The sequence below is a fragment of the Arthrobacter sp. MDT2-34-1 genome (genome assembly GCF_059091365.1).
The window spans coordinates 1,672,711-1,693,499 of sequence record NZ_JBNHGO010000001.1 but is presented as its reverse complement, the minus strand read 5'-3'; the positions used below and the strand labels follow the sequence as shown (position 1 = coordinate 1,693,499).

The window sequence follows — 20,789 nt, the reverse complement described above, 5'->3', positions numbered from 1 at the left end:
GGTCAGCACCGCATGACTACCGAGACCACCACCATGCCCCGGCACACCGCGCTCTACGAGGAACACGAGCGGCTGGGTGCCTCCTTCACCGACTTCGGCGGCTGGATGATGCCGCTGAAGTACAGCAGCGAATTGGCCGAGCACCGCGCCGTGCGCAGCAGCGCCGGCCTGTTCGACCTCTCCCACATGGGCGAAGTCTGGGTCACCGGCCCGGAGGCCGGGAAGTTCCTGGACTACGCGCTCGTCGGCAAGCTCTCCGCCGTCACCGAGGGCCGGGCCAAGTATTCGCTGATCTGCAACGCCGACGGCGGCATCATCGATGACCTGATCATCTACCGGCGTCCCGCCGACCAGCACGGGGACCGTTACCTGGTGGTGCCCAATGCCGGCAACGCCCCGACGGTCGCCGCGGAACTCGCCGCACGGGTCGAAGGTTTCGACGCCACGGTGGAGGACGCCACGGCCGAGACCTCGCTGGTGGCAGTGCAGGGACCGAAGTCCGTGGAAATCCTGCTCCAGCTGGTGCCCGCCAACCAGCATGGCACGGTGCGGGACATGAAGTACTACGCCGCCGACGAGGTGGACTTCACGGTGTCCGGGGCGCCGCTGAAGCTGCTGCTGGCCCGGACCGGGTACACCGGCGAGGACGGCTTCGAGATCTACGTCCCGAACGCCAACGCTGCCGCGCTCTGGAACGCCCTGCTGGAAGCCGGGCGGGGCGCCGACCTGCTGCCGGCCGGGCTGGCCTGCCGCGACTCGCTCCGGCTGGAGGCGGGCATGCCGCTGTACGGCAACGAGCTCAGCCTCGAGACCAGCCCGTTCGACGCCGGCCTGGGCGGCGTGGTGGCGCTGAAGAAGGACGGCGACTTCGTGGGCCGCGGCGCCCTCGAGGCGCAGAAGGAGAAGGGCTCGGCCCGCAAGCTCGTGGGGCTCAAGGGGCTTGGCCGGCGGGCCGGCCGCTCCCACTACCCGGTGCTGAAAGACGGCCGGACCATCGGCGAGGTCACCTCCGGCCAGCCCAGCCCCACCCTCGGCTACCCGGTGGCGCTGGCCTACGTGGACGCCGAGCATGCCGAGCCCGGGACCAGGGTGGACGTTGACCTGCGCGGCAAGCCCGAACCGTTCGAGGTTGTAGAGCTGCCGTTCTACCGGCGGGAGAAGTAGTCCTCACCCGCTACAAGGGTGCCGCCGTCCCCGCGGCCGCGGGGACGGCGGCGCCGCACCTCTCCACACAGACAGGAAAGGGATGACATGGCCGTAGGCGTTTTCGACCTTTTCTCCGTAGGCATCGGTCCCTCCAGCTCGCACACGGTCGGCCCGATGCGGGCCGCCTCCGCGTTCGTGCGGGAGGTGGCCGACGCCGGCCTGCTCGACAGGGTTAACGGGCTGCGCGTGGACCTGTACGGCTCCCTCGCCGCCACCGGTCGCGGGCACGGGACGTTCACCGCCGTGCTGCTGGGGCTGGAGGGCTTCGAACCGGAGCACATCCTGCCCGACCAGGTGGAGGAGCGGCTGGCGGACATCGCCGCCTCCGGTCGGCTGCGGCTGGGGGCGGAACTGCCCGGCGCCGCCGCCCGGCCGTTGGACTACGGGGTGCAGGACATGGTGCTGCACCCGCTGACCGTGCTGCCCCGGCACACCAACGGCATGAGGTTCCAGGTGCTGGAATCGAACGACGACGGCGAGGCACGGATCCTGCACGAAGCCACCTTCTTCTCCGTGGGCGGCGGCTTCATTGTCCGCGGCGGCGAGGAGGAAGCCGCCCGGAATGAGCTGGAGTCCTCCAAACAGCAGCTGCCCTATCCGTTCCGCACGGCGGCGGGGCTGCTGGAGCACTGCAGCAGCACCGGCCTGGCCATCAGCGACATCATGATGCTCAACGAGGAGGCCTCCCGCCCGCGGGAAGAGATCGAGGCCGGACTCGTGCACATTTACAACGTGATGGAGGAGTGCAAGGACTCGGCCATCCGCCGCGAGGGCGAGCTGCCCGGCGGACTCAACGTCCGCCGTCGGGCCCCCGCCTGGCATGAGCGGCTGCGCAAGGAAGACCCGGACCGGGACCACAAGTACTGGCAGGAATGGGTCAACCTGGTGGCGCTGGCGGTGAACGAGGAGAACGCCTCGGGCGGGCGGGTGGTCACCGCGCCCACCAACGGGGCCGCCGGCATCATCCCCGCCGTGCTGTTCTACGCCACGCACTACGCACCCGGCATGGAACAGGCCACCCGCGAGGACAAGGAGCAGGTGGTCGTGAAGTTCCTGTTGACCGCCGGTGCCATCGGGGTTCTCTACAAGGAGCAGGCTTCCATCTCCGGCGCCGAGGTCGGCTGCCAGGGCGAAGTCGGCTCAGCCTCGTCGATGGCTGCCGCGGGACTGGCCGAAATCCTCGGCGGAACCCCGGCCCAGGTGGAAAACGCGGCCGAAATTGCGATGGAGCACAACTTGGGGCTCACTTGCGATCCGATCGGCGGGCTGGTGCAGATCCCGTGCATCGAACGGAACGCCATCGGTGCCGCCAAGGCCGTGAACGCGGCCAAGATGGCGCTGATGGGGGACGGCACGCACCGGGTGTCGCTGGACGAGGTCATCATCACGATGCGCGAGACCGGCCGCGACATGAGCGACAAGTACAAGGAAACCGCCACCGGCGGCCTCGCCGTCAACGTCGTGGAGTGCTAGGAGGCCACGTCCTCCAGGTCCTGTCCTGACGGGCGCACGGCCGGCGGGCCCGCGGGACGCCGCGGCGGCATCGGCGGCCGGCGCGGGACGACCGGCTTTCGGGCACCCGGCAGGTCGGCGGCCGAGGTTTCGGCGGGCTGCGGCCGGGTAGGTGCGGGCTGCGGCGCACGCGGTGTCCCCGGCCGGTGGCCCGCGACGCCGCGCCACTGTCCGGCACCGGCGCGCAGCCGCCCCGTACCGGACTTGGCAGCGGCGCCAATCCTGCGGGAAGCGGGAGCAATCTTGCCGCCCAGCTCCTTGGCACGACCTGCGGCCTCCGCCCATGGCAGGGCGGAGATCGCCGGGCCGGCGGCGCGTGCCGCGGCCGAAAGCCGTTCGCCAGCCCGGCGCCGGCCACCCGCCTCGGGCCGGTTGAGTACCATCAGGATGGCCGCGAGCAAGGCGACCGGGATGGAGACCAGCACGGCAACGGCGCCGGCATACATGGCCAGGAAAACCTTGGCGGGGGAATCAAACAGGCCGGTTACGAAGGCCGCGGCTCCCAGCAGCAGCCAGAGCCAGAAAACCATGACGCCGCAGAGCGTGGTGCGGGCCCGGCGGTAGGTGCGGAGCGACCGCCCGTGCACGGTGTGCTTAGCCGCCTCCACGCTTCCTACTCCCCAACGACAGCCCCACGAATAGGGGCACCTGAGCACATTGTAGGCAGCCGCGTGCGCCGGGCGCGCAGGGCACGCCGGGGGAGCGGGCCGGCGAATGCGGGCCCTGCCGGAAGCGGGGCCCGACCGAGGGTTCAGCTGCGTCTGGGGCGGTGCTAGTCTGGCCGCAGACCGGCCCCGCACCTGCCGGCGAAGGATGCACCAGGACCACCGAATCACTGTCGACAAACAGGGAGGAAACCTGGACCATGACCAGTTCAGCGACGCCCCACATACTCATCCTGGGCGGCGGCTACGTCGGCCTCTACACTGCCTGGGGAATCCGCAAGCGGCTGGGACCGTCGTCGGCACGGATCACGGTGGTTGAGCCCAACTCCTACATGACGTACCAGCCGCTGCTGCCGGAGGTGGGCGGCGGAGAAATCGAACCGCGGATCGTCACGGTCAACCTCCGCAGTGCGCTGAAGAAGGTGGACATCGTCCGCGGCAAGCTGGTTTCACTCGACGTCCAGGCGAAGAACGCCCGGCTGCTCGAGCTCGGCGGCGACCAATTTTCGGTGGCCTACGACCATGTGGTCTTCGCCGTCGGTGCGGTCACCAGGACCTTCCCCACGCCTGGGCTGGAGCAGCACGGCATCGGGTTCAAGACCGTGGAAGAGGCCGTTTACTGCCGTGACAAGGTGCTCGACAACGTGGCCCTGGCCGCCGGCACGAGCGACCCGGAGGAACGGGCCAGGGCACTCACGTTCGTGGTGGTCGGCGGAGGGTATACCGGCGTCGAGGCCCTGACCGAGTTGAGCGACCTGTCCAAGCTCGCCGTGGACGCGCATCCGGAGCTGGACCGTTCGCAGTTGCGCTGGGTGCTGGTCGAGGCGCTGGACCGGGTTGCCCCCGAGGTCGGACCGAATCTCTCGGAGTGGACCCTGGGCCAGCTGCGCCAGCGCGGCATCGATGTGCGGCTGAACACCACCATGCCGTCCTGCGAGGACTCGGTGGCCGAGCTCAGTACCGGCGAGCGCATTCCGGCTGGTCTCATCATCTGGACGGCCGGCATGAAGCCCAATCCCGTGCTGGACGACACAAACGTGCCGCGCGGCCCGAAGGGACACGTGAACGCCAACGCCCGGCTGCAGGTCATCGACGATGCCGGCCAGGTAGTGCACGGCGCATGGGCCGCCGGCGACTGCGCCCAGGTACCCGATCTGGAAGCGGAGAAGCAGCCGGCCTACTGCCCGCCGAACGCCCAGCATGCGGTGCGCCAGGCCAAGCTGCTCGCCCAAAACGTGGTCAACGCCGTGCAAGGCCGGCCGCCGGCCGAGTACCGGCACAAATCGCTGGGCACGGTCGCGACCTACGGCGTCGGCCGGGGCGCCGCGAAGATCTTCGGCTACGAGCTAAAGGGCAAGCCCGCCTGGTACGCCGCCATGGGCTACCACGCCCTGGCGCTGCCCACCTGGATCCATAAGTGGCGCCTGCTGGCAGGCTGGAGCCCGCTGGTGTTCGGCGGCCGGGACATCACATCGATGGGCGCGACCCAGCACCCGCGCCGCGCCTTCGTGGAGGCGCACGCCGGCACGCAGAAGGGCCGGATGTAGGCCCCCGGGCAAGCAGGCGGGCCCCGGGCAAGCAGGCGGGCCCCGCGCAAGAAGACAGGGTGTGGGGCAGGCCGCCGGCAGGGCGCTGGCCCGGGCTGCCGGCTGAGTTGGTGCCGGGTCGCCGCCGGTAGCTCCGCGACTGCCCGCCGGCGGTGTGGAAGCCCACTGCCGCGCCCTCCCGCGCCCGGGCTTGGCACCACTGGGGCGGCCGAGCCCAGCCGGCGCCGCCAAACGTGAGCCAACTCTCCATTGTTACGGCGGGAGACCCTTCTGCTGCGAAGCCTGCCGCCGGAAGTTCGGCGCGGGGAGTAGCCTGCTGGACGGAGCCCGACCCGGGCAGCGAGGAGAGCAGTATGTCCAAACACCCCAGTGGCGCACTGCTTTTCGTCCTGACCTGCGCCATGGGCGTCGGCCCGCTGCTGAACTACGGCCTGAGCACCGTCAGCCCGCTGGTCATTGACGACCTGGGCATCAGCGAGGGCCAATTCGGCCTGCTGGCCACGGCCATTTTCGCCAGCGCCGCGGTCTCCAGCATGTGGCTGGGCAAACTCAGCGACCGGATTTCCAGCCGCGCCCAGCTGATCCTGATCTTCGCCGGCACAGCGGTGGCCCTGGTGGTCGCCGCACTGTCCCACCACTACCTGGTCCTGGTGATTGCCGCGCTGCTGGCCGGCCCCGCGCAGGCCATTTCCAACCCGACCACGAACCGGATCATCATGACCCAGGTTCCGGCACCCAAGCGCCCGGGCTGGATCGGGGTCAAGCAGTCCGGCGTTCAGGGCAGCCAGCTGTTCTCGGGCTTGTTCTTCCCCGTCGCCGCGCTCTGGGCCGGCTGGCAAGGCGCCACCGCCCTGGCGGCCGTCGTCGCCGTCGGGCTGCTGCTCTACGGCCTGCGCCAACTCCCGGAACGGGGCACCGAAACGACGGCGGCGAAGGGGCCTCCCGCCCACGCGGCGCCTTCCGCCACCCCGGCGGCCGTTGCCCCGGCCGCACCTGGCGCAAGCACCCCGGCCGCCCCGCCGGGCCCAGCGGGCCGCACGAAGCAAACCGAGGGTACCGGCGCGCCGGCCCGGTTCCCGCTCTCGGTCTGGCTGTTCGCCGGCTACGCACTGCTGTCCGGCCTGGGCATGCAGGCCACCAACGTCTACTTGCCGCTGTTCACCGTCCGGGAGCTGGACTTCAGCCTGGTCATGGGCGGCGTGGCAGCCGGCGTCTCCGGCGTCGTCGGGGTGACCTCCCGGGTGCTGTGGGGGCGGCGCATGGCCAAGGGCGTGCGGGCCTCCACGCTGCTCATCCTGCTCGGCATCGGGGCGCTCGGCGGAGCGGGGGCGTTCCTGGCCGCGGGGTCGCTCGGAATCCCGGCGTTGCTCTGGGTGGGCGTCGTCCTGCACGGGGCCACCGTGCTGGGCACCAACGTGGTGGTGATCGCCGGGGTGATGCGCGTGGTTCCGGCCGAACGGGTCGGAGCGGCCTCCGGGATTGTCTCGATGGGGATGTATGCCGGTTTCGCCGCCGGTCCGCTGCTCATGGGCCTGTTGCTCGAGGCCACCGGCAGCTTCGATACCGGCTGGCTGCTGGTGGGCGCCGGATACCTGCTGTGCTCGGGGCTGGCCGTCGCCCTCCGCGCCTACGGCAACCGCGCCGGCGTCGTACGTTGACCTGCCTGGCACGACCGGTCCGGGGCAGGGCCGGCGAGTCGCCTCGGGTAGCTTGGTGAATGGTTAGATTTGTAATTGCAGGAAGGCACATGGTGAAAAAGCGCGCGCTCGGACGGTCGGGATTGCACGTATCGGAACTGAGTTTTGGGGCCGGCGGGTACTGGGGCATGAAGGCTTTCCCCGAACGGCAGGCGGCGCATCTGATCGGCCAGGCGCTCGACGGCGGCATCACCGCCTTCGACACCGGCCCGAATTACAGCCGCGGCAACGCCGAAGAGCGGTTGGGCCGGCTTCTCAAGGGTCGCACCGAAAATCTGGTGATCTCCACAAAGGTCGGATCCCACTGGATCAACAACCGGAATGTGAAGGATTACTCGGCCCAGGCCATCGAAAAGAGCGTGCACGGCAGCCTGCGGCGGCTCCAGCTGGACCACCTGCCCTTGCTGCACTTCCATGGTTTCCCCCGTCCGGCCGGTCCCGCGATCGACACCGTGTTGAAGCTGAAGGAACAGGGGAAGGTCGGGGCGCTCGGCGTCTCCACCGGCCGCGGCGGGGCAGCGAAGGCGCTGAAGCTGGGCATTTTCGACGCCCTCATGCTGGAATACAACATCGTGGACCGGTCCCTGGCGCCGGTGATCTCCGAGGCTCAGGAAGCCGGAGTGGGCGTCAAGCTGAAGTCACCGCTGGCCCAGACCCTCTACTCGCGCGACATCTTCAAGATCACCGGCCCCAGCGACGTCTGGTACCTGTTGCGGGCGCTGAAGAACCACCGGCACAAGTTTGTGCAAGGCCGGAAGTACCGGTTCATCAACGACGTCGACGGCCTCTCCGCGAGCGAGATCGCCCTGGCCTTCGTGCTCAGCCATCCAGGGGTCTCCAGTGCGGTGATCGGCACCGTGAAACCGGAACACCTGCGCTCCAACCTCAAGGCGCCGCAGGTCCGTTTGCCGGCGGAGCTGTTGGAACGCATCGAGCAGGCAGGCTCTGCGGCCCGGGGATGAGGGTGCACGCCCCGGAGCCGAAGCGGCCGGAAGGAATCGCCGCTTTCGCCCCTGCACGGGCCGCCCCTGCACGGGCCGCCGGTGCAGGGCTTTGCTAAGGCAGGTACGCCGAGGCGGTCCAGAGATGGAAGACGGCGTAGGCCCGCATCGGCGACCAGGGCCGGCCGAGCGCGCGGGCCTCGGCCGCGGTTTTCACTCCCAGGGCCCGCCGCAGCACCAGATCGCCGTCGGGATAGGCATCGCTGTCGTGCAGCGCCCGCATGGCGAGGTACTCGACCGTCCACGGGCCGATGCCGGGCAGCGCCAGCAGGCGGCGGCGGGTGTCTGCGTGGTCCGCATCCGGAGAGAGGTCCAGCCCGTCCGCGCAGGCTTCGGCCAGGACCTGGACGGTCCGGGCGCGGGCGCCGGTCAGGCCGACGGCCTCCCGGAGGGCGTCGGGGCCGGCGGCGGCCAGGGCCTCCGGAGTGGGGAAGAGCACCAGGCCGGTGACCGTCCGCGGGCCGAAGGCAGCGACCAGCCGGGCCGTGAAAGTGCGGGCCGCGGCGAGCGAGACCTGCTGGCCGATCACGGTGGAGACGGCACCTTCGAAGCCGTCCGGGTACCCAAGGATCCGCAGCCCGGGGCGGTCGGCGAGCAGGGGCCCGAGCACCGGGCCGGTGCCCAAGGCCGCCGCCACCCGCTCCGGTTCCAGGTCCAGGTCGAGCCAGCCGCGCACCGCCGTCGTAATCTCCCTCAGGGCGGCGGGGGAGTCGCTGCCGACGTCCAACTCGACGGCGTCGGGCGACAGGGTGGCCGTGACCGGCACCGGTCCGGTGCCGGTGTTGAACAGGCGGGTGCAGGTGCCCGCGGCCACGTCGACGGTTTCCAGGCCGGGTACCGCATGGGCGGCCAGGGCAGCCAGCGCGGCCGGGGAGTCGAACGGCGGAAACAGCGGCAGGCCGACCTGCATGGGTCAGCGGGCCTTGACCGCCAGCACCGGACAGTCGACGGTCAGCAGGATCTCCTGGGCGGTGCTGCCCATGATCAGCTTGCCCACCGGGGAGCGCCGGCGCAGGCCGATGACCAGCAGCGAGACCGAGAGCTCGTCAACCAGTTCCACGATCTCGTCCACGGCGTCCTTGCCGCGGACATACTGCTTGAACTCTGCCTGCAGGCCGGAATTGTACAGTTCCTGCTGCACCCAGGCCGCGTCGTGGGTGTCCGAGAACGACTCGTCCTTCTGCGCCCCGCCCGGACTGGCGTTGACGACCACCAGCTTCTCATTGTTCTGCGTGGCCATTTGAATGCCCTTGCTCAGGGCCGCACGGCCCTCGGGACGCGGGGCGTAGGCAACAAGAATCGTCAACGTGCTCTCCTTACCGGATAACTCCTGCGGTGCCGGCTCCAGGTCGAACATGCACGTCCGGTTCCCCCGAAGCCAGCGGGTGCACATCATTGTGGCACGCATCCCACGGTGCGGCGGATGCGTGAAGTGATTGTGAAAGCCGGTGTCAGTTCCAGACGCCGGAGGAGCCGCGGCGGTGGCTGTCCACCAAGTGGGTGTCGATCATGCCGATGGCTTCCATCAGGGCGAACATGGTGGTGGGGCCGACGAAGGCAAAGCCGCGCTTGCGCAGGGCCTTGGACAGCGCGACGGACTCCGGCGATGTGGTGGGCACGTCCTGGATGTGCCGCGGCGCGGGCGTCTCCTTCGGCTGGAACGACCAGACGAAGTCGCTCAGGCCGCCTTCTGCGCGCAGGTCGATGGTGGCGTTCGCGTTGGTGATGGCGGCGCGGATTTTGGCCCGGTTCCGCACGATTCCAGCGTCCTGCATCAGCGCCTCGACATCGTCTTCGGTGAACGCGGCGACGGTATCCACGTCGAAATCATGGAACGCTTGCCGGAAGGCGGGACGTTTGCGCAGGATCGTGGCCCAGGAGAGCCCGGCCTGGAAGCCCTCCAACGTGATGCGCTCATAGACGCCTTGCTCGCCCCGGACGGGCATGCCCCATTCGGTGTCGTAATACTCGCGCAGCAACGGATCCGTCGCCGCCCACGTGGGCCGGGCCAGGCCGTCCTCGCAGAGGACTACGCCGGAAGCGGTTGTCTCCATGATTCGATTCTCTCCTACCGCGGCACAGCCCGCAGGCCCGCCCCCACATGCTGTGGAAGACCGCGAACCCTTATGCCAGGCCGGTCACCCGCATGGTCAGATTCAGCCGGCCGCCGGTCAGCCCGCAGGCGGGATCGGCCGTGCCCGGGTAGATCCTGGGCACGCCGTGGTAGGCAAACCGGGCCGGTCCGCCGAAGACGAACAGGTCGCCGGAGCGCAACCGGACGTCCGTGTACGGCTTGGTCCGCGTTTCGGTGTTGCCGAAGCGGAACAAGCAGTCGTCGCCCACGCTGAGCGAAACCACCGGGAAGTCCGCCTGTTCGTCCTTGTCCTGGTGCATGCCCATCTTCGCTGTGTCGTCGTAGAAGTTGATCAGGGCCGTGTCCGGCTCGTAGCCTTGCGCCGCGGCCGGATCCCCCGATGCGTCGGCCAGCGCCCGACGGCCCCACTCGGCCAGCCAGTCCGGGAACTCCAGCACGCGCGCGCCGTTCACGTCGTCGGCGGTGCGGGTGTACTTGTACGGCGCCCAGTGCCAGCCCAGGCACAGCGTCCGCACGCTCATTTCGTGGCCGCCCGGCAGCTTGGCGGCGCGGTAGGGGACCGGTCCGCGGCCGAATTCCCGGCAGGCCCGGACCAGTTCCCGCTGCTGTTCCACGGTCAGCCAGCCGGGCACATGCACCGCGCCCGGCGCGATCTCGCGCGGGCCGGCCGGAGCGTCCTCGAACAGGGTGCTCACGCCGCTGCCTCCAGTCCCAGCAGGTAGGCCTTGGCCTCCGGCCCGCCGAGGTAGCCGCCGAAGGCGCCGTCCGAGCGCAACACGCGGTGGCAGGGCACGACGACGGGCAGCGGGTTGGTGGCGCAGGCGCTGCCCACCGCGCGCACTGCCTTGGGATTTCCGACGGCGGCGGCCACCTGCGCGTAGCTTTCGGTCCGGCCGTAGGGGATCGCGGGCAGGTGCCTGAGCACTTCCGCCCGGAATCCCTTGGACAGCCGGCGGTCCAGCCGGAGGTCGAAGGAGCGCCGCCGGCCCGCGAAATACTCGTCCAGTTGCCGGGCGGCGGCCTCAAGCCGGGCCGGAGCATGCAGGATCCGGGGGCTGACGCTGGCTGCCAGACCGGCCAGCACGGCATCGTGGTTTTCGCCATCGAAGGCCACGCGGACCAGTCCTTCCTCCGTGGCGGCCAGCAGCAGCTGCCCCAGCGGCGTGTCGGCGGTTGCGTAGGCCAGGTCGAGGGTGCCTTCGGCGGCGGCCTCATGTTCCAGCCTGGTGTGCAGCCGCTCCAGCAGCGTCGGATCCAGGCGGGTCAGCACGTCGAGCCCGGGTCCGGGCGCGGCATCCCGGGCCGCCGATTGTGCGTTGGTCATCGCAGAACTCCTTCACTCGCGTGGTGTGCGGCCGCTCCCGCGTCCTGCTCCCGGCCGCCGCGGTACGACGCCCGCAGCTTGGCGATGCCGTCGGCGGCCGCGCGGCGGACGGCTCCGGGGGTGGAGCCGGTCAGTGCGGCGGCTTCGGCGTACGGCAACCCGGCCAGGTAATGCAGCGCGACCGCTTCGCGCTGCCTCAGGGGCAGGGCAGCGACGGCCTGGTGCAGTTCGTCGTCGTCATTCCCGGGGATTCCCAACGTCGACGGCGACTCGGGCAGATACCCTGCCGGCACCGGAGCGCGCTCCCGCCGCCGGACCACGTCGATGGCCTTGCGGTGGGCGATGGTGACCAGCCAGGCCTCATGGTTCGCGGCGGCGGGCAGCCCCGGATAGGCCCTGAGCGCGGACAGGAAGGTCTCCGACCAGGCATCCTCGGCGTCCGGCCCGGGGCCCAGCACCACCCGGCAGACGCGCAGCACCGTGGCGCCGTGGTCGCTGACCAGTTGCTCGAAGGGTTTCATCTGCACACCCTGTAGACGCCCGCGGGGCGCATTCCGTGAGGCGGGCATCAGAAAAGCTTGCCCGCCTTCTTATCCGCCGGCTCTTCCAGCTCCAGCAGGAAGCGTTTCCGTTCCAGCCCGCCGGCATAACCCACCAGCGATCCGTCCGCTCCGACCACCCGGTGGCACGGCACCACGATGGACAGCGGGTTCTGGCCGTTGGCATGGCCGACGGCCTGGGCCAGGTGCGGGTCGCCCAGCTCTGCCGCCAGCTGGCCGTAGGAGCGGACCTGGCCGTAGGGGATGTGACGCAGCAGGGCCCACACCTTCTGCTTGAAAGGGTCGCCCTTCAACGTCAGGGGCAGGTCGAACTCCCTGCGCCCGCCGGCAAAGTATTCGTCCAGTTGCGCAGAGGCTGCTGCAAAGACTGCTTCGCGGCCGACGGCGGTGCGCTCGCCGAACGTGTCGGCAGTCGGCAGCCGCTTGTGGCCCGGGAAGTAGAGCGCGGTCAGCGACCCGTCCTCGGCGACGGCCGTCAGTTCCCCAAGCGGGGTGTCGATGAGGGTGTGCACGCGGGTCATGGCGCTCCTTCGTCCGCTTTCATTCTCTCCCGTGCAGACGTTCCGGCGCGCGTTAAGGTGAGCCCCGCGCTACTGTTCCCGCTTCCTACGGGCGGCGGCAGCCCAGGACGACGTGTCTCCGCGACGGCGTGCCGCCGGGTGCCGATCAGCCGCGGTAGCGGAACACGGTGTCCTGCCATTCCTTGTGCGCGGCCGGGTCGCTGCCCATGCTCACGTGTTTAATGTTCGTGTAGTCCTCCAGCGAATAGGCGGACATGTCCTTGCCGAAACCGGACGCCTTGTACCCGCCGTGCGGCATTTCGGAGACGATCGGGATGTGGTCGTTGATCCAGACGCAGCCGGCCTGGATCTCGGCCGATGCGCGCAGCGAACGGGCCAGGCTGCTGGTCCACGCGGAGGCAGCCAGCCCGTACTGGGTGTCATTGGCCAGTGCGAGGCCCTCGCCGTCGGTGTCGAACGGGATCGCGGTCAGCACCGGGCCGAAGACCTCCTCGCGGACTATTTCCGCGTCCTGCCCGATGCCGCTGACCAGCGTGGGCCGGTAGTAGGCGCCGTCCGCCAGGTCGGCGCCGGGAGCCGCGCCGCCGGCCAGGATCTTCGCCCCCGCGTCCCGCGCCCGGTCCACGAAGCCAGCCACCTTGTCGCGGTGCGCGCGGCTGATCAGGGAGCCCATGTCGGTGGCATCGTCGGTCGGGTCGCCCACCACTACCAGTTCCATCAGCTCGGCGACCCGTGCGGTGAAAGCGTCGAACAGCGGCCGCTGGATGTACGCCCGGGTGGCGGCGGTGCAGTCCTGGCCGCCGTTGATGGTGCAGCCGGCCACCGCCCCGTGCGCGGCGGCTTCCAGGTCCGCGTCGTCGAACACCACGAACGGTGCCTTGCCGCCCAGCTCCAGGTGCACGCGGTTCCCCCGCGCCGCGGCCAGCGCCATGATGCGGCGTCCGACGGCGGTGGAGCCGGTGAAGGACGTCATGGCCACATCCGGGTGGGTCACCAGAGCCTCGCCCGCTTCCCGGCCGCTGCCGGTGACAATGTTGACCACGCCGTCCGGTATTCCGGCCGCGGCAGCGGCTTCGGCGAAGATCAGGCTGGTGCCAGGCGTGAGCTCGGAGGGCTTGAGCACAATGGTGTTGCCGGCGGCGATCGCCGGAAGGATCTTCCACGCGGCCATTTGCAGCGGGTAGTTCCACGGCGCCACGGAACCCACCACGCCGATCGGCTCGCGCCGGATCATCGAGGTGCCGCCGGTGCCGTATTCACCGGCCGCCACTCCCTGCAACTGGCGCGCCGCGCCCGCGAAGAACGCCGCGTTGTCGACCGTCCCGGGAACGTCGAATCCGGTGGCCAGGCGGATGCTCTTGCCGGTCTGCGCGGTCTCCACCGCCGCCAGTTCCGCGGCCCTGCGGTCCAGTTCGGCCGCCAGCTTCAGCAGGGCCTCGGAACGTTCCGCGGGCGTCGCGCCGGCCCAGGCCGGGAAGGCGGTCTTGGCCGCCGCCACGGCGTCGTCCACGTCGGCCCCGGAGGCATAGGCGATGGCCTCAGCAGCCTCGCCGGTGGCCGGGTTCACGCGCGTAACGCGTTCTCCGCGGCCCTCGCGAAGTCCGCCGTTAATGTACTGGTGCATCCTTTGTCTCCTTTACGAGTCGAAGCCCATGCCGGCGGCGTCCATGGCTTTCAACCAGGGGCCGCGTCGTCCCCGGTTGCGGTCGGCGCGGATCAGGGCGGCGGTGGTGAGTTTGATGCCGAGCCAGGCGAGCGGCTCGGGCGGGAACGGCAGCGGCTTCCGCCGCACCAGCTCCAGCTCCGTCCGTTCGGTCGGCCGGCCCGACAGCAGGTCCAGCATCACGTTGGCGCCGAAGCGCGACGCTCCCACGCCCAAGCCGGTGAAGCCGGCGCAATAGGCCACCCGGCCGGCGTAGGCGGTGTCGAAGAAGGAGAAGAAGCGGCTGCAGGTATCGATGGCACCGCCCCAGGCGTGGCTGAAGCGCACGTCGGCCAGTTGCGGGAAAGTGGCGGCGAAGTGGGCGGCGAGGCGGCGGTACGTTTCCGGGCGGTGGTCGTAGCCGTGCCGGAGCGACCTGCCGTAGTGGTAGACGGCGTCGTAGCCGCCGAACAGCATCCGGTCCTGCCCGTCGGCGTCGGTGGTCAGCCGGTAGTAATGGAAACGGTTGTCGTTGTCGGCGATGCCGAACCGCTCGGACCAGCCCAGCGATTCCCGTTGCCCGCCGGTCAGCGGTTCCGTCATCAACGCGTAGTCGTACACCGGGACGGTATGCAGCCGGGTGCGCGCCAGCAGCGACGGGAAGGCATTGGTCGCCAGCGCGACGCGTCCGGCGGCCACGGAGCCGGCGTCGGTGCGCAGCAGGATGGACCCCGCCCGCCGGGACAGGGAGCGTGCCGGCGTGTGTTCATACATCTCGACGCCGGCGCGCAGGCAGGCGTCGCGCAGCCCCCAGGCGAGTTTCGCGGGGTGCACCATCGCCGTTCCCCGCCGGTCCCGCAACCCTGCCCGGTAGGCGGGGGAGGCCACCTGCTGTTGGACGGCGGCCTGGTCGAGGAACTCGAGCGAGGGGTCCTCGGCGGCCTCCTCGGCAAGCCAGCCGACGTGGTGCTCTTCGGTGGCCACGGACAGCGTGCCGGTGCGTTCAAAGCCGGCGTCGATCCCGTACCGGGCCAGGCTCTCTTCGATCTCGTCCAGGTTCTGCAAACCGAGCTTGTCCAGCAGTTCGTTTTCGCCCGGGAGGTGTCTTTGCCCGTTCGCGCTCCCATGGGTCAGGCTGGCCTCGCAGAAGCCGCCGTTGCGGCCGGACGCGGCCCAGCCGATGCGATTGCCCTCCAAAAGCACCACCGAGCGGTCCGGGTCGCGCTCCTTGGCCAGCAGCGCGGTCCACAAGCCCGTGTAGCCGCCGCCGACCACCGCCAGGTCCGCCGTTACCGTGCCGCGCAAGGACGACAGCGGTGCGGGGCGCGAGGGATCATCCAGCCAGAACGGCGTCGGGGACGCCCCGGCCAAGGCGGCGTCGAGGCGTGCGGCCGGGATCTGCTCTTCGGCACGGTCGTAGAACGTTTTCATGCCGGCGCCCCCTGCCGTTCGAAAACCGGTTGGCCGGCCACCAGTGTCAAATCGGTGCCGACGGTGTGCAGTTCCTCCGGGGGCAGGCTGAACGGGTCGAGGGTCAGCACGGCCAGGTCGGCCGGCGCTCCGGGAGCAATGCGGCCGGCGTCGTCCTCGCGGTTCAGCCACGCCGAGCCGGAGGTATAGGCGGCCAGCGCGGCCTGCAGGGACAGCGCCTCGCCCGGAAGCAGCGGCCCGTCGGAGCCGTCGTCCGGGTGCCGGCGGTTCACCGCCACGTGGATGGCCTGCCAAGGATCCGGGCTGGACACCGGCCAGTCCGAGCCCATCGCGAGCCGGGCGCCGGAGGCGGCCAGGGAGGCGAACGGGTACTGCCAGCCGGCCCGTTCCTCGCCGATCAGCGGCACGGTCAGCTCGCGCATCTGGGCATCGTTGCAGGCCCAGAGCGCCTGCAGGTTCGCGGTGACGTCGAGTTCGCCGAAACGGGCGACGTCGGTTGGGTGGATGATCTGCAGATGCGCCATGTGGTGCCGGCCGCTGCCGGGGCCGTTCGCGCGCCGGGCATGCTCGACGGCGTCGAGTCCCTCCCGCACGGCACGGTCGCCGATTACATGCAGATGCAGGTCGAATCCGGCGTCATCCAGCGCCGTCACCACTGCCACCAGAACGTCCTCGGGAAGATAGGTCAGCCCACGGCCCGCCGACGGACCGTCCGCCGCGTTGCCCGCGGCGGCAGGGCCTTCGTGTCCCGCCGCGCCGGCACAGGAGCAGGGCTGCAGGTACGGCTCCAACATGGCGGCGGTCCGGTTCTCCGGCACCCCGTCCACCATGATCTTGGCGCTGGTGGTGCGGAAACCGGCCGCCGCATTTTGCTCCCGGCGGGCGATGAAGTCTGCGACCAAGGCGGGGACCGTGGCCAGGCTGGTGCTCCGCGGCACCCAAAGGGCTCCGGCGGCGCGGCCGGTCAGCAGGCCCTCGTCCAACAAGGCCCGGTACGCGGCGCTGGCCTCCGGATAACCGGCGTAGTCGCCCAGGATCGCTTCCTGCCATCCGGTGACGCCTACCGAGTGGAGGTAGCGCTGGGCCTCCAGCAAGCCGGCCCGCATGTCCTCGACCGTCGCCCGCGGGATGACCCGGTTGACCAGGTCCATGGCACCTTCGTGCAGGGTTCCGGCCGGGTTTCCGAAGGCATCGCGCTCCAGCAGGCCGTCTGTCGGGTCGGGGGTGGCGGCATCGATGCCGGCCAACTCGAGCGCGCGGCTGTTGACCCAGGCGCTGTGGTGGTCCGCGTTGACCAGATAGACGGGGCGGTTCGGGACCACCGCATCCAGCGCCTGCCGGGTCGGATAGCCGCCCGGAAAATCCGCCTTGTGCCAGCCGCCGCCGGTGATCCACCCCCCGTCGGTGGAGGAGGCGCACGCGGCTATCCGGGCCAGCACCTCGTCGGCACCCGCGCACAGGGACAGGTCGCACCCCAACCGTTCCATCCCGCCCATCACGGCATGGACGTGGGCGTCCGTGAAGCCGGGCGCCAGCAGTCGGCCGCGCAGGTCCACGACGGTGGCATGAGGTCCCGCCGCCGCCCGGGCTTCGGCGTCCGTTCCGATGGCGGTGATTACCCCGCCCGTGACAGCAACCGCCGGGGTTCCGGGCAGCAGGCGGCGTCCATCGAAGATCCTGCCGGAGTGAAAGATCCAGTCCGCCGCCATGGCCGCTCCTCTGACCCGGCGGATGCCGGAAATGAATGGGTTTCACTTATGACACAGTGGCCGGGTCCCTTTGTCAACGGTTTTGGCCCGGTTCCCCGGTACGTGACGGCGCCGGTCCGGCTTTGCCGGCAGCCCGGGAGCTCCGGCGTCGAAATACGCAACGAAGTAGTTGCTTAATCCGCGTGAGCGTAGGCTACCCTTACTTTTGTTCCCGTTCCTTGATCCGAGGAGGCCCGAGTTGGCCCTTTCACGCATGCGCGGATTGGCTGCCGCCGCCGCCGTCGTCCTGATGTCCCTGACCGCCTGTTCCACCGGTCCCGCGGGCGGAGGTTCCGAGGGCGGCCCGTCGGCCGCGGCGTCGGACCAGTTCCCGGTGACGGTGGAACACGCCTTCGGCGAGACGGTGATCGAGGAGCAGCCCGAACGCGTGGCCACCGTGTCCTGGGTTAATTCCGATGTGTCGCTGGCGCTGGGCGTGGTTCCGGTCGGCATGCCCAAGGAAGACTGGGGCGGAAACGAGAACGGGTCCACCCCGTGGCGGGACGCCAAGCTGGAGGAGCTGGGCACCGCGATCGGCAGCGAGAATGCGCCCACCCTGTATTCCGAGGCGGACGGCATCGCCTTTGACGAGATTGCCGAGCTGGCCCCGGACGTCATCCTTGCCGCCTACTCCGGGTTGACCCAGGAGGACTACGACACGCTCAGCAAGATTGCCCCGGTCGTCGCTTACCCGGAGACTCCCTACGGCACGGACTGGCAGGACTCCACCCGGCTGATCGGTCAGGCGCTCGGGCGCAGTGCGGCTGCCGAGGATCTGGTGGCCGACACCGAGCAGACGATCGTGGCCAAGGCCGCGGAGTACCCGCAGCTGGCTGGCAAGAGCTTTATTTACGGCAACCTGGAACCGGCCAAGGGCGACGGCGTGAACGTCTACACCGCCAACGACAACCGGCCCAAGTTCCTCACCAGCATCGGCATGGTCCAGGCGGATGTTGTCACCGAGGCCACCGCCGGCTCCGACGAGTTCTTCATTCCCTGGTCGGCCGAGAAGGCCAACGAACTGGAATCCGATGTGTTCGTGACCTGGGTGCCGGACGACAAGACCGCCCGGCAAATCACCAAGGACCCGCTGCTGGGCCAGATCCCGGCGATTAAGGACGGCGCGCTGGTGGCGGACTCGGACAATACGCTGACCCTGTCCATTTCCGCCGCGTCGCCGCTGAGCCTGCCGTGGGCGCTGGATACCTTCCTGCCCATGCTCGCCGAGGCCGCTGACGCGGCTGACGCCGCCGCCGCCAAGTAGCCCGCGGCCGCCGATCCCCAGGACGACGGCGAGGGGCCACGCTCCGCGCAGCGTGAGCAGTGCCGGGGGTGCCCCTTTGCCTGTCCCGTCGCATAAGGTTTCCGGAGATTGCCTAACGCGGAAGGGGTGGGGCGGTGAAGACCCGCGGGACCAGCCAGTCGTTGTCCGCCGGGCTGCTGATCGCCGGCATCCTGCTGGTGGCAGCCAACCTGCGCCCGGTGCTGACCAGCGTGGGCCCGCTGCTGGACCAGATCGGCGCGGACACGGGACTGGGCACCACCGCCCTGGGCGTGCTCGCCGCGATCCCGCTGCTGGCCTTCGGCGCGGTGTCCCCGCTGGCGCACGGGTTGAGCGAGAAGTTCGGCGTCGAGCGCACGGTTTTCGGGGCCCTGATGCTGTTGGTGGCCGGGACGTTCCTGCGGCCGGTTCCGGGCGCCATCGCGAATTTGTGGATCGGCACCTTCCTGGTCGGTGCGGCCATCGCCGTCTGCAACGTGATGCTGCCCGCGCTGCTCAAGCGGGACTTCCCGGAACGGATGGCCTCGCTGACCGGCGCCTATTCGGCGGTGCTGGGCGGCTGCGCCTCCCTCGGCGCCGGCCTGGCGGTGCCGCTGGCGCTCCTTCCGGTGGGCGGCGGACCGGCCGGCTGGCGCTTCGCCCTGGCGGCGTTCGTGGTGCTGGCGGTGCCGGCCGTGCTGCTGTGGCTTCCCCGCCTGCGCGGCGGCACCGCGGCCGAAGAGCGGGCCCGTGCCGCCGCCGCGGCCCCGGCGCTGGTGCGCGGTTCGGTGTGGAAGTCCGGCCTCGCCTGGCATGTGACGGTGTACATGGGGTTGCAGTCGATGACCTTCTACATTCTCATCACGTGGCTGCCCACTCTGGAACGTTTTCACGGCCGCGGGGACCTGGCCTCCGGCTGGGACCTCATGTTGTTCCAGCTGATCGGCGTGGTATCCAGCCTGCTGACCCCCGTTGCCCTGCGCGGGCCGACCCAGCGCCTGGCCGCCTCGCTGCCGCCCCTGGTGGTGGTGGCAGGCGGCCTGGGCATGATGCTGATGCCGCAGGTCATGCTGTTCTGGGTGCTGGTGGCGGGCTTCGGCTGCGGCAGTTCCCTGGTCACCGCGCTCTCGCTCTTCGGCTTGCGCACCCGCACCCACCGCGAAGCCGGCGCCCTCTCCGGGATGGCCCAGTCGATCGGCTACCTGCTGGCCGCCGCCGGTCCGCCGATTTTCGGCGGGCTCTTCGCCGCCACCGGGGCTTGGGAAACCTCCCTGGCGCTGCTGTGCCTGATTGCCGTGGCGCAGGCGGCCATCGGGCTGCTGGTTGGACGGGACCGCTTCGCCTTCACCCCGGTGAGCCCCACAGCGCCGGCCGCGTGAGCCCCGCAGCGCCGGCCGCCTGAGCCCCGCAGCGCCGGCCGGGTGAACGGGCAAGCGACCTGTCGGGCGGCCGCCTACATGCCCTGGCGGTAGGTCTCCAGCTGCCGGAACCGGCGCTGCAGCGACTCGCGCCGGTGCTCGTCCTCGCCGGCGGTGAGCTCGATGTGGCGGCGGCCGAAGCGCCACAGCAGCAGATCGTCCAGCAGGCGGTCCGGTCCGGGGGAGTAGCGGTGTTCCAGGGCGGCGCGGACATCCGTGATGGTTTCCGGATTCAGCAAGGCCGCCAGCTCGGTCGTGGTCTTCAGGCCGTGCGCCGCCAGCAGCTCCGCCGCCCAGCCCCAGTCGTCGTCGGACTTGCGGTCCACGTGCGGCAGCAGGGTCTGCCAGACCTCGCGGACCCGGCGGGGGGTCAGCGGCGCGGCGCCTTCGCCCTCTTCGTCCCAGTAGCCGGTGACGGTTTCGTAGCGATCGTGGAGTTCGGCGAAGGCCGATTCGACCGCTTCCAGCATGGCGGCCGTGGCCGTGAACTGGCGGTCGAAATAGGGGCTCCAGGCACGCGGGTCAGCGGACTTGAAGCGGATATCGTGCTCCAATTCCGACCAGGCGTGCGAAAGGATCGTACGGATTTGTACTTCGAAGAGGTAGCTGCCGGTGGCGCGGGCAGGTTCACCCAGGGCCTGCTGGTACGCCTTCACCGCGTTGTTCTGCAGCGTGCGCAGGATCAGGTGTCGGCTGGCGTACCCATAGGTGCCTGACTCGATCGAGCCGATATCCTTCTCCCGGTCGGCACGGCAGTCGAAGTCGCTGCGCTGGCGCTTGATCAACGCTGCGGCCTGCCGGATCTGGTGCGGCAGGCTGACGATCACCCGCACGCCCACCAGATCCTGGATTTCGCGCAGCGGATCGGGGAATTCCAGCGCCGGGGCGCCGCCGGGTTCGGCCGGCTGGAGCATCCGCGACGCCTTGTCGCGGAAAGACTCCACGCTCTTGGTCCGGGCCGTGACGAACAGCGGCGTGAGTTCGGCGGTGCGGAAGATGTTGCGGATGTCCGACTGCAGCTGCGAGGTGACCGTTTCCAACGCCGGGCGAACCCGCTCGTAGTGCGCCGTGCTGGCTTCCACCTGCGGGCGCAGTTGCTCATCCAACCGATCCCAATGCATGCCCATGCTCCTGGCTCTCCTGCGGTAGCTTCATGCGGTA

19 protein-coding genes are annotated in these 20,789 nt (G+C 70.0%); 7 read left to right on the top strand and 12 right to left on the bottom strand.

The genetic code is table 11. The features are described from left to right. Positions 1 to 12 precede the first annotated feature (12 nt). Positions 13 to 1,164, top strand: coding sequence for a glycine cleavage system aminomethyltransferase GcvT (gene gcvT, locus AC5RVV_RS07870; protein WP_494000770.1), 1,152 nt, complete (start codon positions 13 to 15; stop codon positions 1,162 to 1,164). 87 nt (positions 1,165 to 1,251) lie between these two features. Further along, positions 1,252 to 2,679: an L-serine ammonia-lyase gene (locus tag AC5RVV_RS07865; protein WP_494000769.1), complete on the top strand. Its 1,428-nt coding sequence runs from the start codon at positions 1,252 to 1,254 to the stop codon at positions 2,677 to 2,679. Here AC5RVV_RS07865 and AC5RVV_RS07860 read toward each other — a convergent pair. Continuing rightward, positions 2,676 to 3,326 (bottom strand): hypothetical protein, encoded by a 651-nt coding sequence (locus tag AC5RVV_RS07860; protein ID WP_494000768.1) that lies wholly within the window; start codon positions 3,324 to 3,326, stop codon positions 2,676 to 2,678. The two genes, AC5RVV_RS07865 and AC5RVV_RS07860, sit on opposite strands and share 4 nt — an antisense overlap. 257 nt (positions 3,327 to 3,583) lie before the next feature. On the opposite strand from AC5RVV_RS07860, the gene AC5RVV_RS07855 reads away from it, so the two are divergent. The 3 genes from AC5RVV_RS07855 to AC5RVV_RS07845 all read left to right on the top strand — a co-directional run bounded on the left by AC5RVV_RS07855 (position 3,584) and on the right by AC5RVV_RS07845 (position 7,589). Then, positions 3,584 to 4,930: an NAD(P)/FAD-dependent oxidoreductase gene (locus tag AC5RVV_RS07855; protein WP_494000767.1), complete on the top strand. Its 1,347-nt coding sequence runs from the start codon at positions 3,584 to 3,586 to the stop codon at positions 4,928 to 4,930. A gap of 353 nt (positions 4,931 to 5,283) precedes the next feature. Next, complete coding sequence (locus tag AC5RVV_RS07850) at positions 5,284 to 6,588, top strand: MFS transporter (protein WP_494000766.1); 1,305 nt, start codon at positions 5,284 to 5,286, stop codon at positions 6,586 to 6,588. Between the two features lie 89 nt (positions 6,589 to 6,677). Continuing rightward, the gene (locus AC5RVV_RS07845) at positions 6,678 to 7,589 is read left to right on the top strand and encodes an aldo/keto reductase (protein ID WP_494000765.1); all 912 of its coding nucleotides are present in this window, start codon (positions 6,678 to 6,680) and stop codon (positions 7,587 to 7,589) included. A gap of 94 nt (positions 7,590 to 7,683) precedes the next feature. Here the strand turns inward: AC5RVV_RS07845 and AC5RVV_RS07840 are convergent, their stop codons facing one another. The 10 genes from AC5RVV_RS07840 to AC5RVV_RS07795 form a co-directional block, all read right to left on the bottom strand. Then, a complete protein-coding gene (locus AC5RVV_RS07840) occupies positions 7,684 to 8,538 on the bottom strand; it encodes a DNA-3-methyladenine glycosylase family protein (protein ID WP_494000764.1) in 855 nt (284 codons plus the stop codon). 3 nt (positions 8,539 to 8,541) lie between these two features. Beyond that, positions 8,542 to 8,934, bottom strand: coding sequence for a universal stress protein (locus AC5RVV_RS07835; protein WP_494000763.1), 393 nt, complete (start codon positions 8,932 to 8,934; stop codon positions 8,542 to 8,544). Positions 8,935 to 9,079: 145 nt separating this feature from the next. Further along, positions 9,080 to 9,682, bottom strand: a complete 603-nt coding sequence (locus AC5RVV_RS07830; RefSeq protein ID WP_494000762.1) for a DNA-3-methyladenine glycosylase I — start codon at positions 9,680 to 9,682, stop codon at positions 9,080 to 9,082. Positions 9,683 to 9,752: 70 nt separating this feature from the next. Next, positions 9,753 to 10,418, bottom strand: coding sequence for an alpha-ketoglutarate-dependent dioxygenase AlkB family protein (locus AC5RVV_RS07825; RefSeq protein ID WP_494000761.1), 666 nt, complete (start codon positions 10,416 to 10,418; stop codon positions 9,753 to 9,755). Beyond that, positions 10,415 to 11,047 (bottom strand): methylated-DNA--[protein]-cysteine S-methyltransferase, encoded by a 633-nt coding sequence (locus AC5RVV_RS07820; RefSeq protein WP_494000760.1) that lies wholly within the window; start codon positions 11,045 to 11,047, stop codon positions 10,415 to 10,417. Before AC5RVV_RS07820 ends, AC5RVV_RS07825 begins: the two co-directional genes overlap by 4 nt. Beyond that, the gene (locus AC5RVV_RS07815) at positions 11,044 to 11,568 is read right to left on the bottom strand and encodes an RNA polymerase sigma factor (protein WP_494000759.1); all 525 of its coding nucleotides are present in this window, start codon (positions 11,566 to 11,568) and stop codon (positions 11,044 to 11,046) included. Before AC5RVV_RS07815 ends, AC5RVV_RS07820 begins: the two co-directional genes overlap by 4 nt. A gap of 47 nt (positions 11,569 to 11,615) precedes the next feature. Next, entirely contained in the window at positions 11,616 to 12,128 is a 513-nt protein-coding gene (locus tag AC5RVV_RS07810) for a methylated-DNA--[protein]-cysteine S-methyltransferase (protein ID WP_494000758.1), read from the bottom strand. Between the two features lie 145 nt (positions 12,129 to 12,273). Beyond that, the gene (locus AC5RVV_RS07805; protein WP_494000757.1) at positions 12,274 to 13,752 is read right to left on the bottom strand and encodes a gamma-aminobutyraldehyde dehydrogenase; all 1,479 of its coding nucleotides are present in this window, start codon (positions 13,750 to 13,752) and stop codon (positions 12,274 to 12,276) included. Between the two features lie 12 nt (positions 13,753 to 13,764). After that, entirely contained in the window at positions 13,765 to 15,201 is a 1,437-nt protein-coding gene (locus AC5RVV_RS07800; protein ID WP_494000756.1) for an NAD(P)/FAD-dependent oxidoreductase, read from the bottom strand. Then, positions 15,198 to 16,910, bottom strand: coding sequence for an amidohydrolase (locus AC5RVV_RS07795; RefSeq protein WP_494000755.1), 1,713 nt, complete (start codon positions 16,908 to 16,910; stop codon positions 15,198 to 15,200). The genes AC5RVV_RS07800 and AC5RVV_RS07795 overlap by 4 nt, the downstream gene beginning before the upstream one ends. Positions 16,911 to 17,163: 253 nt before the next feature. Here AC5RVV_RS07795 and AC5RVV_RS07790 point away from each other — a divergent pair, with 253 nt between their 5' ends. Both AC5RVV_RS07790 and AC5RVV_RS07785 read left to right on the top strand, forming a co-directional pair. Beyond that, a complete protein-coding gene (locus AC5RVV_RS07790) occupies positions 17,164 to 18,213 on the top strand; it encodes an iron-siderophore ABC transporter substrate-binding protein (RefSeq protein ID WP_494001306.1) in 1,050 nt (349 codons plus the stop codon). 134 nt (positions 18,214 to 18,347) lie between these two features. Beyond that, positions 18,348 to 19,589 carry an MFS transporter gene (locus AC5RVV_RS07785; RefSeq protein ID WP_494000754.1) on the top strand — a complete coding sequence of 414 codons (1,242 nt, stop codon included), beginning with the start codon at positions 18,348 to 18,350 and terminating at the stop codon, positions 19,587 to 19,589. A gap of 74 nt (positions 19,590 to 19,663) precedes the next feature. On the opposite strand, the gene AC5RVV_RS07780 is transcribed toward AC5RVV_RS07785, so the two are convergent. After that, a complete protein-coding gene (locus tag AC5RVV_RS07780) occupies positions 19,664 to 20,755 on the bottom strand; it encodes a GTP pyrophosphokinase (RefSeq protein WP_494000753.1) in 1,092 nt (363 codons plus the stop codon). Positions 20,756 to 20,789 lie beyond the last annotated feature (34 nt).

Excerpts from the sequence above, each read along its gene's own strand:
- gcvT (WP_494000770.1), top strand. The coding sequence starts at position 13 with ATGACTACCGAGACCACCACCATGCCCCGGCACACCGCGCTCTACGAG.
- AC5RVV_RS07865 (WP_494000769.1), top strand. The coding sequence starts at position 1,252 with ATGGCCGTAGGCGTTTTCGACCTTTTCTCCGTAGGCATCGGTCCCTCC.
- AC5RVV_RS07855 (WP_494000767.1), top strand. The coding sequence starts at position 3,584 with ATGACCAGTTCAGCGACGCCCCACATACTCATCCTGGGCGGCGGCTAC.
- AC5RVV_RS07850 (WP_494000766.1), top strand. The coding sequence starts at position 5,284 with ATGTCCAAACACCCCAGTGGCGCACTGCTTTTCGTCCTGACCTGCGCC.
- AC5RVV_RS07845 (WP_494000765.1), top strand. The coding sequence starts at position 6,678 with ATGGTGAAAAAGCGCGCGCTCGGACGGTCGGGATTGCACGTATCGGAA.
- AC5RVV_RS07840 (WP_494000764.1), bottom strand. The coding sequence starts at position 8,538 with ATGCAGGTCGGCCTGCCGCTGTTTCCGCCGTTCGACTCCCCGGCCGCG.
- AC5RVV_RS07830 (WP_494000762.1), bottom strand. The coding sequence starts at position 9,682 with ATGGAGACAACCGCTTCCGGCGTAGTCCTCTGCGAGGACGGCCTGGCC.
- AC5RVV_RS07820 (WP_494000760.1), bottom strand. The coding sequence starts at position 11,047 with ATGACCAACGCACAATCGGCGGCCCGGGATGCCGCGCCCGGACCCGGG.
- AC5RVV_RS07815 (WP_494000759.1), bottom strand. The coding sequence starts at position 11,568 with ATGAAACCCTTCGAGCAACTGGTCAGCGACCACGGCGCCACGGTGCTG.
- AC5RVV_RS07810 (WP_494000758.1), bottom strand. The coding sequence starts at position 12,128 with ATGACCCGCGTGCACACCCTCATCGACACCCCGCTTGGGGAACTGACG.
- AC5RVV_RS07805 (WP_494000757.1), bottom strand. The coding sequence starts at position 13,752 with ATGCACCAGTACATTAACGGCGGACTTCGCGAGGGCCGCGGAGAACGC.
- AC5RVV_RS07800 (WP_494000756.1), bottom strand. The coding sequence starts at position 15,201 with ATGAAAACGTTCTACGACCGTGCCGAAGAGCAGATCCCGGCCGCACGC.
- AC5RVV_RS07795 (WP_494000755.1), bottom strand. The coding sequence starts at position 16,910 with ATGGCGGCGGACTGGATCTTTCACTCCGGCAGGATCTTCGATGGACGC.
- AC5RVV_RS07790 (WP_494001306.1), top strand. The coding sequence starts at position 17,164 with ATGCGCGGATTGGCTGCCGCCGCCGCCGTCGTCCTGATGTCCCTGACC.
- AC5RVV_RS07780 (WP_494000753.1), bottom strand. The coding sequence starts at position 20,755 with ATGGGCATGCATTGGGATCGGTTGGATGAGCAACTGCGCCCGCAGGTG.